Here is a 16,115-nt window from a genome sequence, read left to right as displayed (position 1 = left end):
GCAGACATTGTTGCGCACGCCCTACACTCGGGCAAGGATAGCGCGGCAACGGCTTTATCATTTTAAGGTAGCTCGCGAACGTTTAATCAGCCTGCACGCCTTTGGGTGTTCTTCAAAATGCCACCTGCAACCACTAAAGACAAAAGCGCATAGTTCGAAAATGACAGATGCAAAGAACCAACTGTCGAACACGGGGCTTCACGCGCCCGGCTGCGTTTTCTGTGCCTTACGTGATACTCCCAACGTCGTCGCGCGAAACGAACTGACCTTTGCGGTCCGAGACACGACGCCGGTGACACACTTGCACACCCTGGTTCTTCCCTGCCGCCATGCCGCAACCTATTTTGACCTGACGGAATCGGAACTGGCCGCAGCCAATGAGTTGTTGCGACATCTCCGGTTGGAGATCATGAAGGCCGACCCGTCGGTGAAGGGTTTCAACGTCGGCGCGAATATCGGTTTGGTTTCCGGTCAGACGATTTTCCATTGCCATATCCATTTGATTCCCCGTCGCGAAGGCGATGTCCCTGATCCTCTTGGTGGCGTTCGCGCGGTAATTCCCGACAAAATGCGCTATTAATTCGTCAGAAACTTCTGTGGCCCTTGACAATCGAGCGAGGGAAGGTCAGCTTTGTACATGGCGATGGAGTTCGCCTTTTAACCGCCCTCGGGGCTGATGACTCCTGTCGAGCCAATTTTGGCAGACGGGAGTTATGCGCCTTGCTCAAACAATCCCCTCGAACAAACTGTCGGTCATTAGCTGTTAGGTTGGCTTCCCTTGCGCCGGGAGGTCGCTCGTGATCACGCGCGATATCCTCCTCCAAATTGCCCAGGTGCTCACCACACTGCTACTCGCGCCCTTATTGCAGGGCGCAATCCTGCAGGCTCAGGAACGGGTCCAGCGCAGCCAGGGTCCGGGAATCTTTCAGCCCTATCGCGATCTCTGGAAGCTGTTTCACAAGCAGATCGTCGTGCCCGAGACGGCATCCTGGCTCTACTGGGCCGCGCCGATCGTTGCGTTCACCACGACATTGACAGTTCCCATTCTGATCCCCGTTCTCACCAACTTTCCTCTTCCACTGTCAGACATGGGGGACATCCTCGGCGGCGGTCTGATCCTGACGCTTGGATCATTCATGATTACGCTCGCTGGTCTCGATACGCGCAGCGCTTACGGCGGCATCGGCTCCAGCCGCTCGGTCATGGTCACTATTCTCGCCGAGCCGACGCTCATCCTTGTCTTCGTCGGCATTACGCTGCTGGCGAAATCGATGCTGCCGTTTGTGGTCAATCACCTCCTCGTCGCGCAGCCGTGGATTTATTGGGGCCCGACCCATCTGTTTTTGGTCGCTGCCTTCTTCGTGTTGATCCTGGTCGAGACGGATCGGCTCCCGATCCATTCCAGCACGCATATCGAAGTCTACATGATCGAAGAGGCGCGAATTCTCGAATATTCGGGCCCGATGCTCGCGATCCTTCGATGGGCATCGATGATGAAGCAATTCATCCTCTATACGATCTTCTGCAACGTGTTGCTGTTTCCCTGGGCGCTCTCCATCCAGGGAACGGCAATCGGGGTTGTCGGATCTATCGGCGCCCTTGCGATCAAATTCCTCCTGGTCGCCTGCGTTGTGGTGCTCGTCGAAACCGTACAGTCCCGACTGCGCTTCTACCGATACCAGGAGCCCCTTGCAGCGTCCTTCATGCTGGCGATCCTTGCGATCGTCGGCACGCAACTGAGCTAGTCCCATGCTCGCGGCCCATCTTGATCCCCTGCCGGCCTCGCTGTTCAGCCTCCTGGCGATCGGCAGTCTGTTGTTGTCCTTCGTCATGCTCGGTTCGCGATGGCTTCGCCATTACCTCTTCGCCTTCGCGGCCCAGTCGTGGCTTATCGCAATCCTTTCGGGCGCGGTGGGTTACTATGGAAATTACGACGAACTCTATATCGTCGCGGTTCTGACGGCGGCCTTCAGGGGTCTGCTGCTTCCCTATCTCATTCTGCGTATTATCAAGCGGCTGGAAGCGCACCGCGAAGTTCACGTTATCCTGCAGGCCAGTTCCAGCCTTGTGATCGGCGCATTCGCCGTCGTTTTCGCGTTGGCGGTCTCCTACCGCATTGGCGCCGCCTTGGGTCTTGCCGGAACGATCGTCGTACTTGCGCTGACGGTCATGCTCTCGATGAAACTGATCGGCTTTCTCATGCTCTCGGTCCGGCATGAAGCGATCAGCCAGATTCTCGGCTTGCTCGTACTCGAGAATGGCGTCTTTCTCGGAGCACAAATTCTTGTCCCCGGCATGCCGCTCCTGCTCGAAATCGTCATCCTGTTCGATCTGCTCATAGTCGTCGCATGTTTCGGCGTTCTGGTGCAGTACCTCCTGACCTACGTCGGCACGACCAGCTCCCTGCAACTCAAACGGCTGGTGGGATGACATGAACACGGTTGGTGTCTTTGTCCTGGCACTTGCCGCGGCACCGGCCGTCGCCATCGTTCTAACAGTGATCATACACCGGCCGCGCGCGTCCGAAGCCTTAAATCTTATTGCCAGCACCATCTCGCTGGTCTCCGTCCTTGCGATTCTGTTTCTTGCGCGCGACACGAAGGTGTTGTTCTGGAGCGGCTACATCATCATCGACGGTCTTGGCACCTGGTCGATTCTATGCGCCGCCATCGTCTACTTTCTCGCTTCGATTTACGCGATCGGCTACATGCGGCTCCTCGGCGAGGAAGACCGGCTTTATCGCTTCTACGCCATGTTCGCGGGCTTCGCCTTGAGCACGCTTGTCGGGCCGATGATGAATAATGCAGGGCTTTACTGGATCGCGATCGAGCTTACGACCTTGATCAGCACATTTCTGGTTGCCTTCGAACACGAGGCCGAAAGCATCGAGGCGGCCTGGAAATATATCATCGTCGTGTCGGCCGGGATCAGCCTGGCGCTGCTCGGAACAGTGCTGTTCTACTGGAGCGGAACGTTCGTTCTCGGACCTACCTACGATATGACCTGGGATACTCTTCAACAGGTCGCGCCACGACTTAACTCGCCTTTGGTCTCACTGGCTTTTCTTCTGGTCCTGATCGGATACGGTACGAAGGTCGGCCTCGCGCCGATGCACACTTGGTTGCCGGACGCGCACAGCGAAGGCCCGGCCCCGGTTTCAGCCCTGTTATCCGGCGCACTCCTCAACACCGCGATGGTCGGCATCGTCCGATACCTCGTCGTCGCTGACGCGGCCGGGATCGGATCGCTGGCACGCGGAACGCTTCTCGCGCTCGGCGCTTTTTCGTTGCTCGTTGCAGCGCTGTTCATCGTTCGGCAGAAAGGCGTCAAGCGGCTGATGGCTTATTCCAGCGTCGAGCACATGGGCGTCATTGCGCTGGGGTTCGGGTTTGGCGGGCCTCTCGGGATCGCCGGCGCGCTTTATCACATGCTGAATCACTCGCTGAACAAGTCCGCGATGTTCTTCGGCGCGGGAAGTGTCATGCGCGCATACGGAACAAAACGGATTCCGGCAATTCGTGGCGTCCTTCGCAACCTGCCGATGCTTGGCGGATTGTGGCTGGCAGGCGCGGTCGCGATCACCGGCGCGCCACCATTTGCGCTGTTTCTGAGCGAGTTGTCCATCATTCGCGCGGGCCTTGCTGGAGCGTATTATTTCCTTGTCGCGCTGCTGGCCGTGCTGCTCATCGTCATTTTCGTTGGTTTTCTCAACCACTTCAAAACGATGTACTTCGACAATGGCGAGACGCCAAAGAAGAAGATTCTCCCCGTCAGCACCTGGTGTGTGGTGCCGATGTGGCTCGCGCTCGTTCCCTTACTGATCATGGGGCTATGGTGGCCGCAAACCCTATGGGACCACTTCCAGACGATTGCGCATGCCCTGACCGTGGCGTCGCCGGCGGAGGTCGCGCGATGAACGGGATGCGAATCAAACCGCTAGAAGCGAGCAAGCTCCACGCGGCGGCAAAGGCGCTCTACGAAGCTGGCGGCCGCGTTCAGTTCGCCTATGCGTGGTCGCCGCACGGATCGGGAACTGAAGTCCGCTATATCTGCGCGGTTCCGGATCAGCAGGATTTCGATGTCTGGACGGTCGCGGGGTGCTCGCTTCCGAGCCTTGCGCCCGTCGTGCCGCTGCTCGGTTGGTACGAGCGTGAAATGACCGATCTGCAAAAAATAAAGTTCAGCGGACATCCAGAGCCCTACCCGCTGGTGCTTCGCGAGGATGACTCGACCCGGATCAATGGCAGTCTTAAGTCGTATCCGCCGACGAACGGCCATGCGCATCTACCCGCGATTGAAACGCGTGACGTTCAGCAGCTTCCGTTTGGACCGATCCGCGCCGACGTCGTGGAATCCGCTGAGTTCACGTTCTTCTACATCGGCGAACGCATCATCTACTACCAGCCGCGTCTCTTCTTCAAACATCGTGGAATGGAATCGTGCTTCCAAGGACAGCGGCCGGACCACGCTGTCGTCATAGCCGAACGTGTCTCCGGTGTCGGAACGCTCGCGCATGCGCTGGCCTACTGCGAAGCGATCGAACGCGCCGCCAAATGCACGGTTCCGCCCCGTGCGCAGGCGTTGCGCGTTCTGCTTGCAGAACTGGAGCGGATTTACAACCATCTCCACTATCTCGGCCATCTCTGCCATACGACATCACTCAAGGTAGGCGAAGCGCAAGGCAAGCTGCTGGAGGAAAAGGCCAAGCAGTTGATCGCTCGTTTGACCGGCAGTCGCTTCTTGCGAAGTCTGTTGACGCCGGGCGGACTCCGACGGGATCTGACGCCTGACAGGTGGCTCGGTGCAGGACTCGAGGCTCTGCGCCAGGAGTTCGTCGCTTATGTCGAACGTCTGGAAGCATCGGAGAGCCATCTTGACCGGCTCATCACGACCGGGCCCTTGCCGGCGCGAATTGCCTTCGACCAGGGCGCGACCGGGCCGATTGAGCGGGCCTCCGGCCTCGATCGCGATCTTCGACGCGACCATCCCTACGCACAATACGCCGAGCTTCCGCTCGCAGTGAGCACGTTGAAAGAAGGCGATGCATACGCGCGCGAGCGCGTCCGTATGGCCGAAGTCGAGGCCTCGTTCATACTTTGCCAGCGTGTTCTGCTGTTGTTGGAACCCGGCCCAATTCGAACAGAATGCGCCCCGCCTCCCCTGTCGCAGGGACTGGGCTGGGCCGAAGATCCGCGCGGCTCCTTGTTCTATGCCGTCCATATCGGCGGTGACGGACGTCTCGCCCGCGTGAAGATCAAGTCGCCATCATTCTCGAACTGGCGCGCCTTCCCTTTCACCGTGCACGACACGAACATGATGGACTACGCGATCAACGAGGCGAGCTTCGGCCTGACCATCGCCGGCTGCGACCGATAGGAGGCATTATGGCGCTCTGGACGTTGTTTGGATTGATGAGCGGAAAAGCAACCACGCCGTGGCCGAAAGATGGAGCAAACGACGGACAAGACGGCGTTCTGGGCATGCCGCGCTACAACCCGGCTCTGTGTCAGGAAGGCTGCGAGGAGTGCGCGGCAGTATGCCCAACCCATGCCATTCAGATCCAGGACGGCGGCCTTTCCGTTGACTACGGACGCTGCGTGGTCTGCCAGCTCTGCACCGAGGCGTGCCCGAGCGGCGCGATGGAGCCGTCACACGATTGGGCATTCGGCGTTCGCGACCGGACCGACCTTGTCTGGTCGAACGATCGCACGAGCCATCCGGCCGCAGATCGAACCGAACGACGAGCATTTCGCCGAAGCCTGCACATCCGTCATGTCGATGCAGGATCATGCAACGGCTGCGAGTCGGAACTTCAGGCACTCAATAATCCGTTTTACAATCTGCATCGACTGGGGATCTTTTTCACGCCATCGCCGCGATTTGCAGATCTCCTGCTGGTGACCGGGCCGGTCACCCGCGCGATGTTCGAGCCGCTCAGGTCTGCGTACGAGGCGATGCCGGAACCTCGCTGGGTCATGGCGGTTGGAACCTGCGCGGTATCGGGAGGAATCCCCGGGGGCAATTACGCGTGTGGCACCGGACTCGAGGGTGTGCTTCCCGTCGACCTCTATCTTCCCGGATGCCCGCCGAACCCGTCCGCAATCCTGCAGGCATTGCTGATGTTTCTTGATCGCACCCCTCAACGCGTAAGAGGGGGACAGATTGGTGGCTAATCAACTTTTGCTGCTTTGCTCGATCATCTGGCTGGCCGCAGCAGTTGCCGGCCTGAGCGGGTCTATCACTATCGGCCGTATCCTGCTGGCGGCGGGCGCCGCAATCGGCGTGCTGGCGACAATCATCGGCCTGCCGGCTGCGACGCCTGCGTACATGCTCCCCGGTCAAATAATGGGAGAAGCGATCGCGTTTCGTCTTGATCCGGAGGCGCTATGGCTTCTCGGATTTGGTCTGGTCCCGGCAGGCTTTGCTTGTGCGTTGATGTCGCCCTCCGAACACGGTTCTCAAGGCTGGATTTTCGGCGCGGCCGTCAGCCTTCTTGGCGCGCTCGGCGTATTCGGTCTCCAGAACGGCGCGGCGCTGATCGTCGCGTGGGAGTTCATGAGCCTCGGCGGCGCCGTGATGATCCTGTCCGAGAACTTCGACCCGTCGCGAGGACGAACCGTTCTGTTCATGCTGGCGCTTCTCGAAGTGGGCGCCGTCGCATTGATCCTCGCCATTGCGGTTTTGGGACTGCACGCCTCCTCACTCGGTTTCACGCAATTCATTCACGAGGCAAACGCGCTTTCCTATGGAGTGGTGATTGGCGTTGGCCTTCTCTTCCTGATCGGGTTCGGCGCCAAGCTCGGCCTGTTGCCGTTCTATGAGTGGTTTCCCGGTGCTTACGGGTCAGGCAGCGGCGCATCGGCAGCGATTCTTTCCGGCGTCGTGCTGAACGCTGCATTTTTTGCTTTGTCGCGAGCACTGATGGAATGGCTGCCGGTCGGGCCCGATGGCGCGTTTCCGACGCTCGCCATAATCGTGATCGTCGTCGCAACTGTCAGTGCAATCCTGACCATCCTCTATGCTTTCCAACAGGATGACTGGCGCTGTCTCCTGAGTTTTTCGTCGGCCGAGAATGCCTCGATCGCCGTTGTCGCGCTTGGCGCATCGATGCTCTTTCGCAGCTATCAGCTCCCGGATCTGGCCGGGCTTGCCTGGACGGTTGCGCTGCTGCATCTCGCCGGGCACGCGCTGGCCAAGGGCACGCTGTTTATCGCCGCTGACGGCCTGCGTCGAGCCAACGGCAATTACGCGATCGCCTATAGCGGCGCGGGAAGTCATTGGCTGTTTGGCATCGGCGCTGTCCTGGCCGCGATGAGTCTCGCGGCAATGCCTCCAGTCGCCGGATTTGTCAGCGAATGGTACGTCTTCCAGACCGTTTTTCAGGGTTTCAATCTTCCCTATCTCGGCGGCCGTCTGACGCTCGCGCTGACCGGCGCAGGGCTGGCTCTCACCGCGGCGATCGCATTTGCAACCTTCGTCAAGGTCATCGGCCTTGGCGTGCTGGGGCGGGATGCGAAGCGACCCGCCCCCATTCAGAGATCTTACTCCATCTCGGTTGGTCTTATCGGTCTTGCTGTCCTCGCCCTTGGAATTGGCATGCCGCTCTGGCTTCCGGCATTGGATGGTGCGACATCGCGGCTGTTCGGCCACGTTGTCACAAATCTCATGCATGACGGGCCAATACTTGTCCCCTTGACAGCGAAGTTCGCGTTTATCTCGCCCAGTCTCTTGATGGTCGTCATGCCGCTGCTGGCGCTGATCCCGATCGCCTTTGTTGTCCTCAGTCGGCGCCGGCCGGTCCGCCGGGCGCCGGTCTGGTACGGCGGCCTTGCACCCGATCCGATCCGCGCCTCCACCACGGCCCTGACGTTTTCCAACGCAATGCGCACGTTCTACAGCTTCGTCTATCGACCAACGGCTGATACCGAGCAGGACGCCGATGCCCAAGGATATTTTGTCAGGAAACTCGTATTCGAGCACGACGTCGCGCCGGTCTTCGGACCATTGCTATTTCAGCCGGCGGTGCGGATCGTCCAGGCTCTGGCTCGCACGCTGCGATTACTGCAATCGGGACATCTCAATTTCTACCTCGGCCTGATCGGAATTCTCCTCGTACTAATTCTCGGGCTGACGCTGGTCTGATTCTTGTTCTGACGCGTTTTTTCACGCGAACCGATAACCTCTTCGCTGGAAAACGCTCTGGTTTTGCAGAGGCTAACGATACGATGTGGACTTACGGAGCAATTGCGGTTTTTGGGGTGCTTGGCTGCTGGGCACGGTTTGCCCAGACGAATCTCGTGCAGGCCGTCTATGGCCGCGACTTTCCATATGCCACCATGAGCATCAACATCATGGGAAGCTTCTTCATGGGATTTCTGTTCGTGGAAACTCTGGAGCGCCTCACGCTTGGACCCGCACTCCGCACCGGGATTCTGACCGGATTCCTCGGCGGTTATACGACGTTCTCGACCTTCGAAATGGAAACGCTTCTGCTTGCCGAAGGCGGCGAGGTGCTGAAGGCCGGTCTGTACGTCCTGCTTTCAGTCGGTCTCGGTTTCCTGGCTGCATTCGGCGGAGCTTACATCGCACGCAACCTGTGAGGAGACAAACATGACGGAGGAAGTGTTGATGGTCCGTATCTATCTGCACGAGGCCGATCACGGACGTCGGAAAACCTTGATGCAGGAAATCCTGACGCTGCTTCAGGATCAGCACGGTGTCCAGGGCGTCACCGTATTCCGCGGAATCGCCGGCTTCGGCGCCGGCGGCGAGGTCCGCGCCGATGACATTCTCAGGCTCAGTGTCGACCTGCCGCTCATGATCCAGTTCTTCGACGTGCCGAAGGTTGCTGAAGCGGCGGTTGGAATTCTTAAGGATCTTGTGCCCGGAGGCCACATCGTTTCATGGCCGGCGAAGCGCTATGGCGCAGCGCTGTAGTCACCGAGAAAGCTGATCGCATGCAATCGCCCCGGACCGAAATGCGCAAGCGCAATTCCACACTTCCGGCGAAGTCTAGAGCGAACGCCACGCCGGCACTCGCTTTGACCCATGGCCAGGCCATGTGGCTGATGGCGGATCTTGGCCTCCGCGGCGGGGTCGGAGGGTCGACTTTCAACTCCTACATCAAATCCCTGCGCAGGATGGGAATCCCTTTCGAACCGGGCAAGGGGCAGTCCAAGGGACATCGGCATGTCACCTACGATTTCGAGGAGTTGATGGAGCTGGCGATCGCACTGCTGTTGCGGGTGTACGGAACAGTTCCTGACGCGGTGTTGGTGGGTCTTCGCAATTTCCGTGATGATCTTCGGCCGATTTATCGTCAGGGGTTCCGTGACTCCATAACAAGAATGTTTCCCGCGGCCCGAGTTGCTGAACGCGTCGGACGCCGTCTAAGGGTCGAGGGACTCTTCCTGGATCTGAACATTCGATATGCGGCTGGACAAATGGTTGAATTCGGTCCGCCGAAGGCCATGTCGCCGTTCGAAGCGATAGCGATTTTCACCCACGCTGAAGTGCCCGGTCGATCCTATCTACCTTTGAACGTTACCGCCGTCGCCGAAATGATCGTAGGACATGCTCATGTGGCGCCGTCGATCCGCCGTGGTCGCGGCGCGCGGCGTACCCACGTAGAATAACAAAAGGGCAGCAGCGGAAAGATACCGTCCGCGGCCGCTTCGCTTGCCTCGTCAGGCTCGCGCAGGTATCATGACCAAGATGGGGATGGAGTCCCCCGAAACCGCCGCAAGGCTGATGACTCCTGCCGCGCGAATGACCGTGGTGGGAAAGCTGTGACTCCGTGCTCCCTCCTTTTCCCCGGCAGGCCTTATCCGCAGCGACTCTTGCGTGAGGGCTTCTCATTTCGCGCCGTTGATGTCGAACAAAGGGATGGAGGACGTCATGGACAGGATAACTGCGATACTCGGAGACGAAATTCTCGATTCTCGCGGCTATCCAACGCTACGCGTTGAAGTCCGCTTGCAAAGCGGCATAAGCGCATTTGCATCAGTACCTTCGGGAGCGTCCACCGGTGAGGGCGAGGCGCATGAACTAAGGGACGGCGATTCCAACCGTTATGGTGGTCGGGGCGTGCTCAAGGCAATCGCCAACCTGGAGGAAATCGGCCGCGTGATCCGGGGCCACGATCCGACCAAACAGGCGGACCTCGATCGACTGCTCATTGAGACTGATGGAACCGAGACAAAATCCCGGCTCGGCGCCAATGCCATCGTGGGTACGTCCATGGCAATTGCCCGCGCCGGTGCGCGAGTCTCACGGAAGCCACTATACGCCTATCTCGCAAATGCAGTGGGCTATCGCATTCCCGCTTCAATGATGAACGTCATCAATGGAGGCGTTCATGCCGCGAACTCTCTCGACTTTCAGGAGTTCATGATCGTACCACATGGCGCGCCATCGTTCCGCGAGGCCATACGATGGGGCTCGGAGACCTATCACGCGCTTCGTGCCCTGCTGGTCGAAAAAGGCCTCGCGGCTGGCGTCGGCGATGAGGGTGGCTTTGCACCGGACCTGGAGAGCCACGACGCAGCCTGTTCGCTGATCGTTGAAGCCATCCAGCGTGCCGGTTTCATTCCCGGTGAGCAGATCGCACTTGCACTCGACCCGGCGGCTTCGTCGTTCTGGCGCAACGGCTCGTATGATCTGAAGAAGTCCGGTGCCGGAACGCTGGATAGCGTCGCTCTCGAAGCGCTTTATAGAGACTGGATCAAGCGATTTCCCATCGTTTCGATCGAGGACGGGTTTGGGGAGAACGACTGGACGGCTTTCCAGGCGCAGACCGCCGAACTCGGACAAGCGATCCAGATCGTCGGTGACGACCTATATGTGACAAATCCCAAGCTGATCGCGCGTGGGGTTGCCGAGAAAACAACGAACGCCGTTCTGATCAAGCTCAACCAGATTGGCACCGTCACCGAAACGATCGCAGCTATCTCAGCTTGCCGCGCAGCGGGATGGAATTACATCATCTCCCATCGCTCCGGTGAAACCGACGATCCGTTCATCGCAGATTTCGCTGTCGCAATGAATGGTGGGCAGATCAAGGCCGGCGCACCCTGCCGCGGCGAGCGTCTGGCGAAGTACAATCGCCTGCTTGAGATCGAACGTGAGGTTGCCGGCCAAAGCTTCTACCTGTCTCCCTTTGCCGCAGATCACGCCCACTCCCGGAATAATAACCACACCGCCGGGATTTCTCTTTCCTCGGGACATGACGTTGTGGCTGTGATCGAGGAAGCCTCTTCAGCCCAACGGTGTCTGACCGTAGCGCAACGCGCGGCGCAGCTCGCGGGGAATGTTCCGTTAACAGCACTTCACATCTGTGTTGATCCTGCCGAACTCATCGCAGCCGCCGAGGAAATCGACCTTCAAACGATGCGTGAGCTGCGCGAAGGTACAGCCCAAGAGCGGTTGCGCCAGGCCAGACACGTATTCGAAAGCTGGTTGGCGTGTTCCGGTGCTCGCGTCAGATGGCTTGAACACATCGGCGACGTCACGTCCTCCTTAGTTGCCGAGATGAAGGGAGCTGGGCTCATTGCCGTGGCTAGGCCGCATAATCTCGATGCCGCCGACGCGCTGCACGCCGCGATCTTTAATACCGGTCGACCGGTTCTGTTTGTGCCAACCGATGGGGTCCTACCGCCAACATTGGGTGAGCACATCGTGATCGCCTGGAAACCGCGGACGCAAGCGCGCAAGGCGATCACGCGTACGATACCTTGGCTTCGAGCGGCCAAGCAACTCACGATCGTCGCTGTCGACGAATCTGGAACCGGCCAGGGCTGTGCGGAAGCGCTGGGGCTTCTGAAGGAACAGGGTATTTCGGCTGAGGTCAGGCACGTGCATACCCAGCCGGGTCAACATATCGGCGCACGTTTACTGTCGGAAGCCGAGGCGGTCGCGGCCGATGCCATCGTTATGGGCGCCTTTCGTTTCGGCCAGATTTTCGAATGGGTATTCGGCGGCGTGACCCACGAAGTGCTCAGGCACACCCGCCTGCCCGTTTTCATGATGCATTGAACCGACAAATGAACGCTGTTGCCCCAGCGTCCGTGGCTTCATTACGCCAACACCCTGCGCCTCTGTCGCGAGCGAATCCAGAAAAGTCGGCAAGCCCTCGAAACACTTTACGACAAGCGGTTCAACCGGATGTGGGAATATGACCTCGCCGTCAGTGAAATGAGCTTTCGCTATGCGGGCTTGCTGGTCTTCCAGATCCAGTTAGCCAAAGCCGTCGGCGCTGTCCCACTCACCACCAGAGATTACCAGTTCGGAGCCGAGCGAGGCGCTACGCCCTTCCCCGGCTTCCGGGCGGCCGGTCCCACTGCGGTAACGCGACGGGGTGGCGAGCCGCTGTTGGTTGACGCTCTATGTGAGATCACTTACATACAGGAAAGGGATGGAGTCCCCTGTTATGCCCTGCTCGCTGATGACTCCTGCCATTTGAACCGTGCGCCTGACCAAAGCGCCGAGGCAGGACAGTCATGAGGGCCAATCCTTCCGCCCCCGACATTGTGATCTCGCTGAGCGGCAATTCTGCAAACTGCGTCCGCTTGCAACAGCAGGCGTTCCCGTTGACCCTTTATCGGGGTCAGCGGCAGCGGTCGCTGAGGTGGAGGGTTTAACCATGGACCCCCGCAACTACGAAAGCACAAAATTCGAGGTCTCAGAGCCTCCCCAAAAGGTCGTGGCGCACGCTACGCTGGCCGCTTCGGCTGAGGTCGCGTCTTTCGGCAGCATCCTGTTCCCGCCCGGACTCGAGCGGCAGCCCGATCATGCCAACGAGCCCGACTGCTTCATTGACCTGAACCTCGATCAGGTGATCGCTGCAGTGGTGGCCAAGCGTGACGAAAAGGTCTTGCGACCGATCTTCTACTCTTCTTATCGCAACGAAGAGATTGTCCGGTACCGTCAAGCCGTATTTGCTGATCTGGAGCGCTCCGATGTGTTCGCCCTCTTTCCGGCCTTCTGCGAAACCATGCGGTCCGTCCGCGCAAGTCTTGGCTATGCAGAACAGGCCTCTTGCCGCAGCCATCAGCACACCGTTTTCCTTCGTGCGGTCGGCCTTTATTTTCATGGCGTAACTTCGCTGCTGCACGATTTGCAATCCGTTGCTCCGCAGTCGTCTGGACTAAGGAATCTTCTCAGTTATCTCACCGCCTATTCCGATTCGACGGCGTTTCGACAACTTGCGAGCGAGACAGCCGAGCTTCAGGAGCTTCTGTCACATCTGAGCTACGGCATGCTGTTTCGTGGCGACCATGTCACCGTGCGCAAATACGCTTCAGAGCCCGATTATACCGTCACCGTTCTCGAGCGCTTTGCGAAATTCAGAGAGAGCAAGGCGACGGCGACGGCGCCTCGCAAGTCCACCGACGGTTTCTCGCTGAATCACGTCGAGCAGGCAATTCTCGAATTCGTCAGCCGTCTTTTTCCGGCGGAGTTTCGTCGCCTTGACGAATTTGCGGTCTGCCATGGCGAATTTATTGATAAGACAATCGCCCGCTTCGATCACGAGATCGAATTTTACGTCGCGTACCTCGACTTTATCGATCCTCTCAAACGTACCGGATTGTCCTTCTGCTATCCCGAAATATCCGTTTCATCAAAAACGACGTTGGTAAAAAATAGCTTCGACCTGGCGCTGGCCGCAAAGCTCGTCCCGGAAAAAGGCGCAGTCGTCTGCAACGACTTCCATCTCTTTGGGCACGAGCGGCTACTGGTCGTCACGGGTCCAAACCAGGGCGGCAAGACGACCTTCGCCCGGATGTTCGGGCAGTTGCACTTTTTGGCGAGCCTCGGCTGCCCCGTCCCCGGCAAGGCCGTACGGTTGTTCCTTCCTGACCGCATCTTCACGCATTTCGAGAAAGAAGAAGATATCACCAATTTGCGGGGCAAGCTGGAGGATGAACTCGTTCGATTGCACGTGAGCTGCGAAATCATGACATCGCACAGCGTGATCGTTCTCAATGAAGTTTTCAATTCAACAAGTCTGGGTGACCAGATCTTTCTCAGCACCAGAGTTCTCGAGCGGATCTTGGCGACCGACGCAATAGGGGTATGCGTGACCTTCATCGACGCGCTTTCCACGCTAAGCGGCAAAACAGTCAGCATGGTGAGCACGGTCGACCCCGAGAATCTCGCGCGACGAACCTTCGAAGTCATCCGTAAACCGGCTGACGGCCTCGCTTACGCACTTTCGCTCGCGCAGAAGCACGGCGTGACTTACGAACAGCTACGCAGGAGGGTTCGGCCATGAAGGCCCTCTTGATGCATCCCGATCGCGATTTCGATGCAAAGCCGCCCTCCCCCAAGACCCCGATCCAGTCCGCGCAGGATGCGTTCACGTAGGGGAAGGAGTCCCCCGTTTCCCGCCGAGAGGCTGATGACTCCTGCTGCGTGGTTTCAGCGCGGCGGGAGAATGTCGGCAAAAATCACCGTCAGATCCCCTGCTGTCGCTATCAGGAGTGCCGCGCGAACCTCGCGCGGGCACTGACCTATGGCCTGAGGAGGTTGTCATGGAACAGTTTGCCATGGAGTTTTTGGATGTCCGGCCGATGATCGAAGCACTCAGAACCAGGCCGATGGACTTTGAGTGGGACAGAGGCTGGCTACATCATTTGCCCAGCAATCACCGGTTCAAAGTCGATGAGGAAGGCGATGTCCGGATCGACGCGCACTGCGATTGCGCCATCCTGCGCGTGCGTCGCGATCATGGCAGAGAGCTTTGGACTGCATTCCAATTGTGGGAGGCAGCCTATTGGCGGCCCGTCGAGATCAATAGGGAGTTCGCCAGACACTTTGGAGCGCCGAACTGGCTGCAACGCCTCTATCGCGGTTCGAGGCTTATGCTTCGTCGGGTTCGTCGTTACCGCAAGGCCCCGCCTCCGTTCGTCGCGACCAGCCCTGATAATCCTTTTGGATCGGGGCAATCACTCATGCGGACCAGCAACAATCTGGATCGGGCGAGTTTTCCGTTCGTTTCAGGCACAGCGCTCGTGCGTGCCCGTGCTCAGCTACGCCGCGAGGAGCATTCGGCAAATACGATCAAGAACAGGAAGTAACCAGCGTCGACCCTGAGCAGGGACTCGAAAGGAAGATCGCAATGAACCTCTCGCACATTCCAATTGGCTCAAATGCACCTCACGAGCTCAACGTTGTCATTGAAATTCCGCAAGGCGGCACGCCGGTCAAGTACGAGGTCGACAAACAGACAGGCGCCATGTTTGTTGACCGATTCCTGCACACCGCAATGTTTTATCCGGCGAATTACGGATTCATTCCTCAAACTCTTTCGGAAGACGGAGACCCAATCGATTGCATGGTGATTTCGCCAACGCCGGTGGCACCTGGCGTCGTTGTCCGGTCTCGCCCCATTGGCGCGCTTCTCATGGAGGATGAGCACGGGATCGACGAGAAGATCATTGCTGTGCCAATCGACAGGCTTCATCCGTTCTATAAGCGGGTGACGAGCTATCGCGACCTCCCGGAAATTCTGACCGAGCAAATCGGCCACTTTTTCGAGCATTACAAGGAGCTTGAAAAAGGCAAATGGGTGAAACTCGCCCGGTGGGTCGATCCCGCTGAAGCCGCCGACTTGATTCGCGCGGGCATTGAGCGCGCGACGACACAGGCGCGGTAATCATCACGAATGTACGCCGGTCGGATCTCACCTACGTCGCCATCGCAGGCAGCTCCGACGTGGCGCCGCCGCTAAGCGGGTCACCCGCCGTCCAGTGGCGCCGGTTGATATTGACGAAGGCAATGCGCCGCTCGCTGAGACGTTCTGGCGAACGGAAGGGCTAAGCCTAACTCCCGCTTCCTTTAACCTCGCAACGGCCTTGGCACCGCACCGCTCCATTGCGTGATAACCATGGATCTGATATACATTTTCCTAATAAAATAACGCGAACACCGCCGCGACGGCGTGGGTCGAAAAAATCGAGTACAGAGGCGCGCCATGGCCGATCATGCGAACGCCAGCGTTGTAATCGAGACAGTGCCACCGGCGGAGATGGGGGCCGCGCTCGCCGCGGACGCCGCCAAGAAGGCTAAGTTCGGTACCATCCATCTTCTCATCCGTGGTTTTCTATGTACGCCCT

General features: G+C 58.7%; 15 protein-coding genes, 1 pseudogene and 2 riboswitches. All 16 genes and pseudogenes read left to right on the top strand.

The annotated features are described in order from the left end of the window. The first annotated feature begins 10 nt into the window (after positions 1 to 10). The 16 genes and pseudogenes from BGO16_RS17760 (at position 11) to ppa (ending at position 15,655) form a co-directional block, all read left to right on the top strand. The gene (locus BGO16_RS17760) at positions 11 to 580 is read left to right on the top strand and encodes an HIT family protein (RefSeq protein WP_292620483.1); all 570 of its coding nucleotides are present in this window, start codon (positions 11 to 13) and stop codon (positions 578 to 580) included. A gap of 50 nt (positions 581 to 630) precedes the next feature. After that, positions 631 to 693, top strand: a riboswitch (Fluoride riboswitch). 104 nt (positions 694 to 797) lie between these two features. Then, positions 798 to 1,745, top strand: coding sequence for an NADH-quinone oxidoreductase subunit H (locus BGO16_RS17755; RefSeq protein WP_292620482.1), 948 nt, complete (start codon positions 798 to 800; stop codon positions 1,743 to 1,745). 4 nt (positions 1,746 to 1,749) lie between these two features. Further along, positions 1,750 to 2,430 carry a hypothetical protein gene (locus BGO16_RS17750; RefSeq protein WP_292620481.1) on the top strand — a complete coding sequence of 227 codons (681 nt, stop codon included), beginning with the start codon at positions 1,750 to 1,752 and terminating at the stop codon, positions 2,428 to 2,430. Position 2,431: 1 nt separating this feature from the next. Then, positions 2,432 to 3,916 carry a proton-conducting transporter membrane subunit gene (locus tag BGO16_RS17745; protein ID WP_292620480.1) on the top strand — a complete coding sequence of 495 codons (1,485 nt, stop codon included), beginning with the start codon at positions 2,432 to 2,434 and terminating at the stop codon, positions 3,914 to 3,916. Beyond that, positions 3,913 to 5,376, top strand: coding sequence for a nickel-dependent hydrogenase large subunit (locus BGO16_RS17740; protein ID WP_292620479.1), 1,464 nt, complete (start codon positions 3,913 to 3,915; stop codon positions 5,374 to 5,376). Before BGO16_RS17745 ends, BGO16_RS17740 begins: the two co-directional genes overlap by 4 nt. A gap of 35 nt (positions 5,377 to 5,411) precedes the next feature. Further along, positions 5,412 to 6,173 carry an NADH-quinone oxidoreductase subunit NuoB gene (gene nuoB / locus BGO16_RS17735; protein WP_292620478.1) on the top strand — a complete coding sequence of 254 codons (762 nt, stop codon included), beginning with the start codon at positions 5,412 to 5,414 and terminating at the stop codon, positions 6,171 to 6,173. Beyond that, on the top strand, positions 6,166 to 8,142 hold the full coding sequence (locus BGO16_RS17730) for a proton-conducting transporter membrane subunit (RefSeq protein WP_292620477.1): 1,977 nt from the start codon (positions 6,166 to 6,168) through the stop codon (positions 8,140 to 8,142). The genes nuoB and BGO16_RS17730 overlap by 8 nt, the downstream gene beginning before the upstream one ends. Before the next feature lie 83 nt (positions 8,143 to 8,225). Continuing rightward, positions 8,226 to 8,600, top strand: a complete 375-nt coding sequence (locus BGO16_RS17725) for a CrcB family protein (protein WP_292620476.1) — start codon at positions 8,226 to 8,228, stop codon at positions 8,598 to 8,600. A 10-nt stretch (positions 8,601 to 8,610) separates the two neighbouring features. Next, complete coding sequence (locus BGO16_RS17720) at positions 8,611 to 8,937, top strand: DUF190 domain-containing protein (RefSeq protein ID WP_292620475.1); 327 nt, start codon at positions 8,611 to 8,613, stop codon at positions 8,935 to 8,937. Beyond that, positions 8,904 to 9,635 carry a hypothetical protein gene (locus BGO16_RS17715; RefSeq protein WP_292620474.1) on the top strand — a complete coding sequence of 244 codons (732 nt, stop codon included), beginning with the start codon at positions 8,904 to 8,906 and terminating at the stop codon, positions 9,633 to 9,635. Before BGO16_RS17720 ends, BGO16_RS17715 begins: the two co-directional genes overlap by 34 nt. Positions 9,636 to 9,707: 72 nt before the next feature. After that, positions 9,708 to 9,767, top strand: a riboswitch (Fluoride riboswitch). A gap of 130 nt (positions 9,768 to 9,897) precedes the next feature. Next, positions 9,898 to 11,148 (top strand): annotated as a pseudogene (eno, locus tag BGO16_RS17710) (phosphopyruvate hydratase); the annotation flags it as partial. A 240-nt stretch (positions 11,149 to 11,388) separates the two neighbouring features. Further along, entirely contained in the window at positions 11,389 to 12,033 is a 645-nt protein-coding gene (locus tag BGO16_RS17705; RefSeq protein ID WP_363092403.1) for a universal stress protein, read from the top strand. An 18-nt stretch (positions 12,034 to 12,051) separates the two neighbouring features. Beyond that, complete coding sequence (locus tag BGO16_RS17700; protein ID WP_292620473.1) at positions 12,052 to 12,501, top strand: class I SAM-dependent methyltransferase; 450 nt, start codon at positions 12,052 to 12,054, stop codon at positions 12,499 to 12,501. A 139-nt stretch (positions 12,502 to 12,640) separates the two neighbouring features. Next, complete coding sequence (locus tag BGO16_RS17695) at positions 12,641 to 14,272, top strand: DNA mismatch repair protein MutS (RefSeq protein WP_292620472.1); 1,632 nt, start codon at positions 12,641 to 12,643, stop codon at positions 14,270 to 14,272. Positions 14,273 to 14,531: 259 nt separating this feature from the next. Next, a complete protein-coding gene (locus BGO16_RS17690; protein ID WP_292620471.1) occupies positions 14,532 to 15,077 on the top strand; it encodes a hypothetical protein in 546 nt (181 codons plus the stop codon). Between the two features lie 41 nt (positions 15,078 to 15,118). Continuing rightward, a complete protein-coding gene (gene ppa, locus BGO16_RS17685) occupies positions 15,119 to 15,655 on the top strand; it encodes an inorganic diphosphatase (RefSeq protein ID WP_292620470.1) in 537 nt (178 codons plus the stop codon). Positions 15,656 to 16,115: the final 460 nt, after the last annotated feature.

Origin of the sequence: Nitrobacter sp. 62-23 (assembly GCF_001897285.1) — a bacterium.
Taxonomy (GTDB): domain Bacteria; phylum Pseudomonadota; class Alphaproteobacteria; order Rhizobiales; family Xanthobacteraceae; genus Nitrobacter.
The sequence above is the reverse complement of the archived record's forward strand: the minus strand, read 5'-3'. Positions and strand labels throughout refer to the sequence as shown.

Excerpts from the sequence above, each read along its gene's own strand:
- BGO16_RS17750 (WP_292620481.1), top strand. The coding sequence starts at position 1,750 with ATGCTCGCGGCCCATCTTGATCCCCTGCCGGCCTCGCTGTTCAGCCTC.
- BGO16_RS17745 (WP_292620480.1), top strand. The coding sequence starts at position 2,432 with ATGAACACGGTTGGTGTCTTTGTCCTGGCACTTGCCGCGGCACCGGCC.
- BGO16_RS17740 (WP_292620479.1), top strand. The coding sequence starts at position 3,913 with ATGAACGGGATGCGAATCAAACCGCTAGAAGCGAGCAAGCTCCACGCG.
- nuoB (WP_292620478.1), top strand. The coding sequence starts at position 5,412 with ATGAGCGGAAAAGCAACCACGCCGTGGCCGAAAGATGGAGCAAACGAC.
- BGO16_RS17725 (WP_292620476.1), top strand. The coding sequence starts at position 8,226 with ATGTGGACTTACGGAGCAATTGCGGTTTTTGGGGTGCTTGGCTGCTGG.
- BGO16_RS17720 (WP_292620475.1), top strand. The coding sequence starts at position 8,611 with ATGACGGAGGAAGTGTTGATGGTCCGTATCTATCTGCACGAGGCCGAT.
- BGO16_RS17715 (WP_292620474.1), top strand. The coding sequence starts at position 8,904 with ATGGCCGGCGAAGCGCTATGGCGCAGCGCTGTAGTCACCGAGAAAGCT.
- BGO16_RS17705 (WP_363092403.1), top strand. The coding sequence starts at position 11,389 with ATGCGTGAGCTGCGCGAAGGTACAGCCCAAGAGCGGTTGCGCCAGGCC.
- BGO16_RS17695 (WP_292620472.1), top strand. The coding sequence starts at position 12,641 with ATGGACCCCCGCAACTACGAAAGCACAAAATTCGAGGTCTCAGAGCCT.
- BGO16_RS17690 (WP_292620471.1), top strand. The coding sequence starts at position 14,532 with ATGGAACAGTTTGCCATGGAGTTTTTGGATGTCCGGCCGATGATCGAA.
- ppa (WP_292620470.1), top strand. The coding sequence starts at position 15,119 with ATGAACCTCTCGCACATTCCAATTGGCTCAAATGCACCTCACGAGCTC.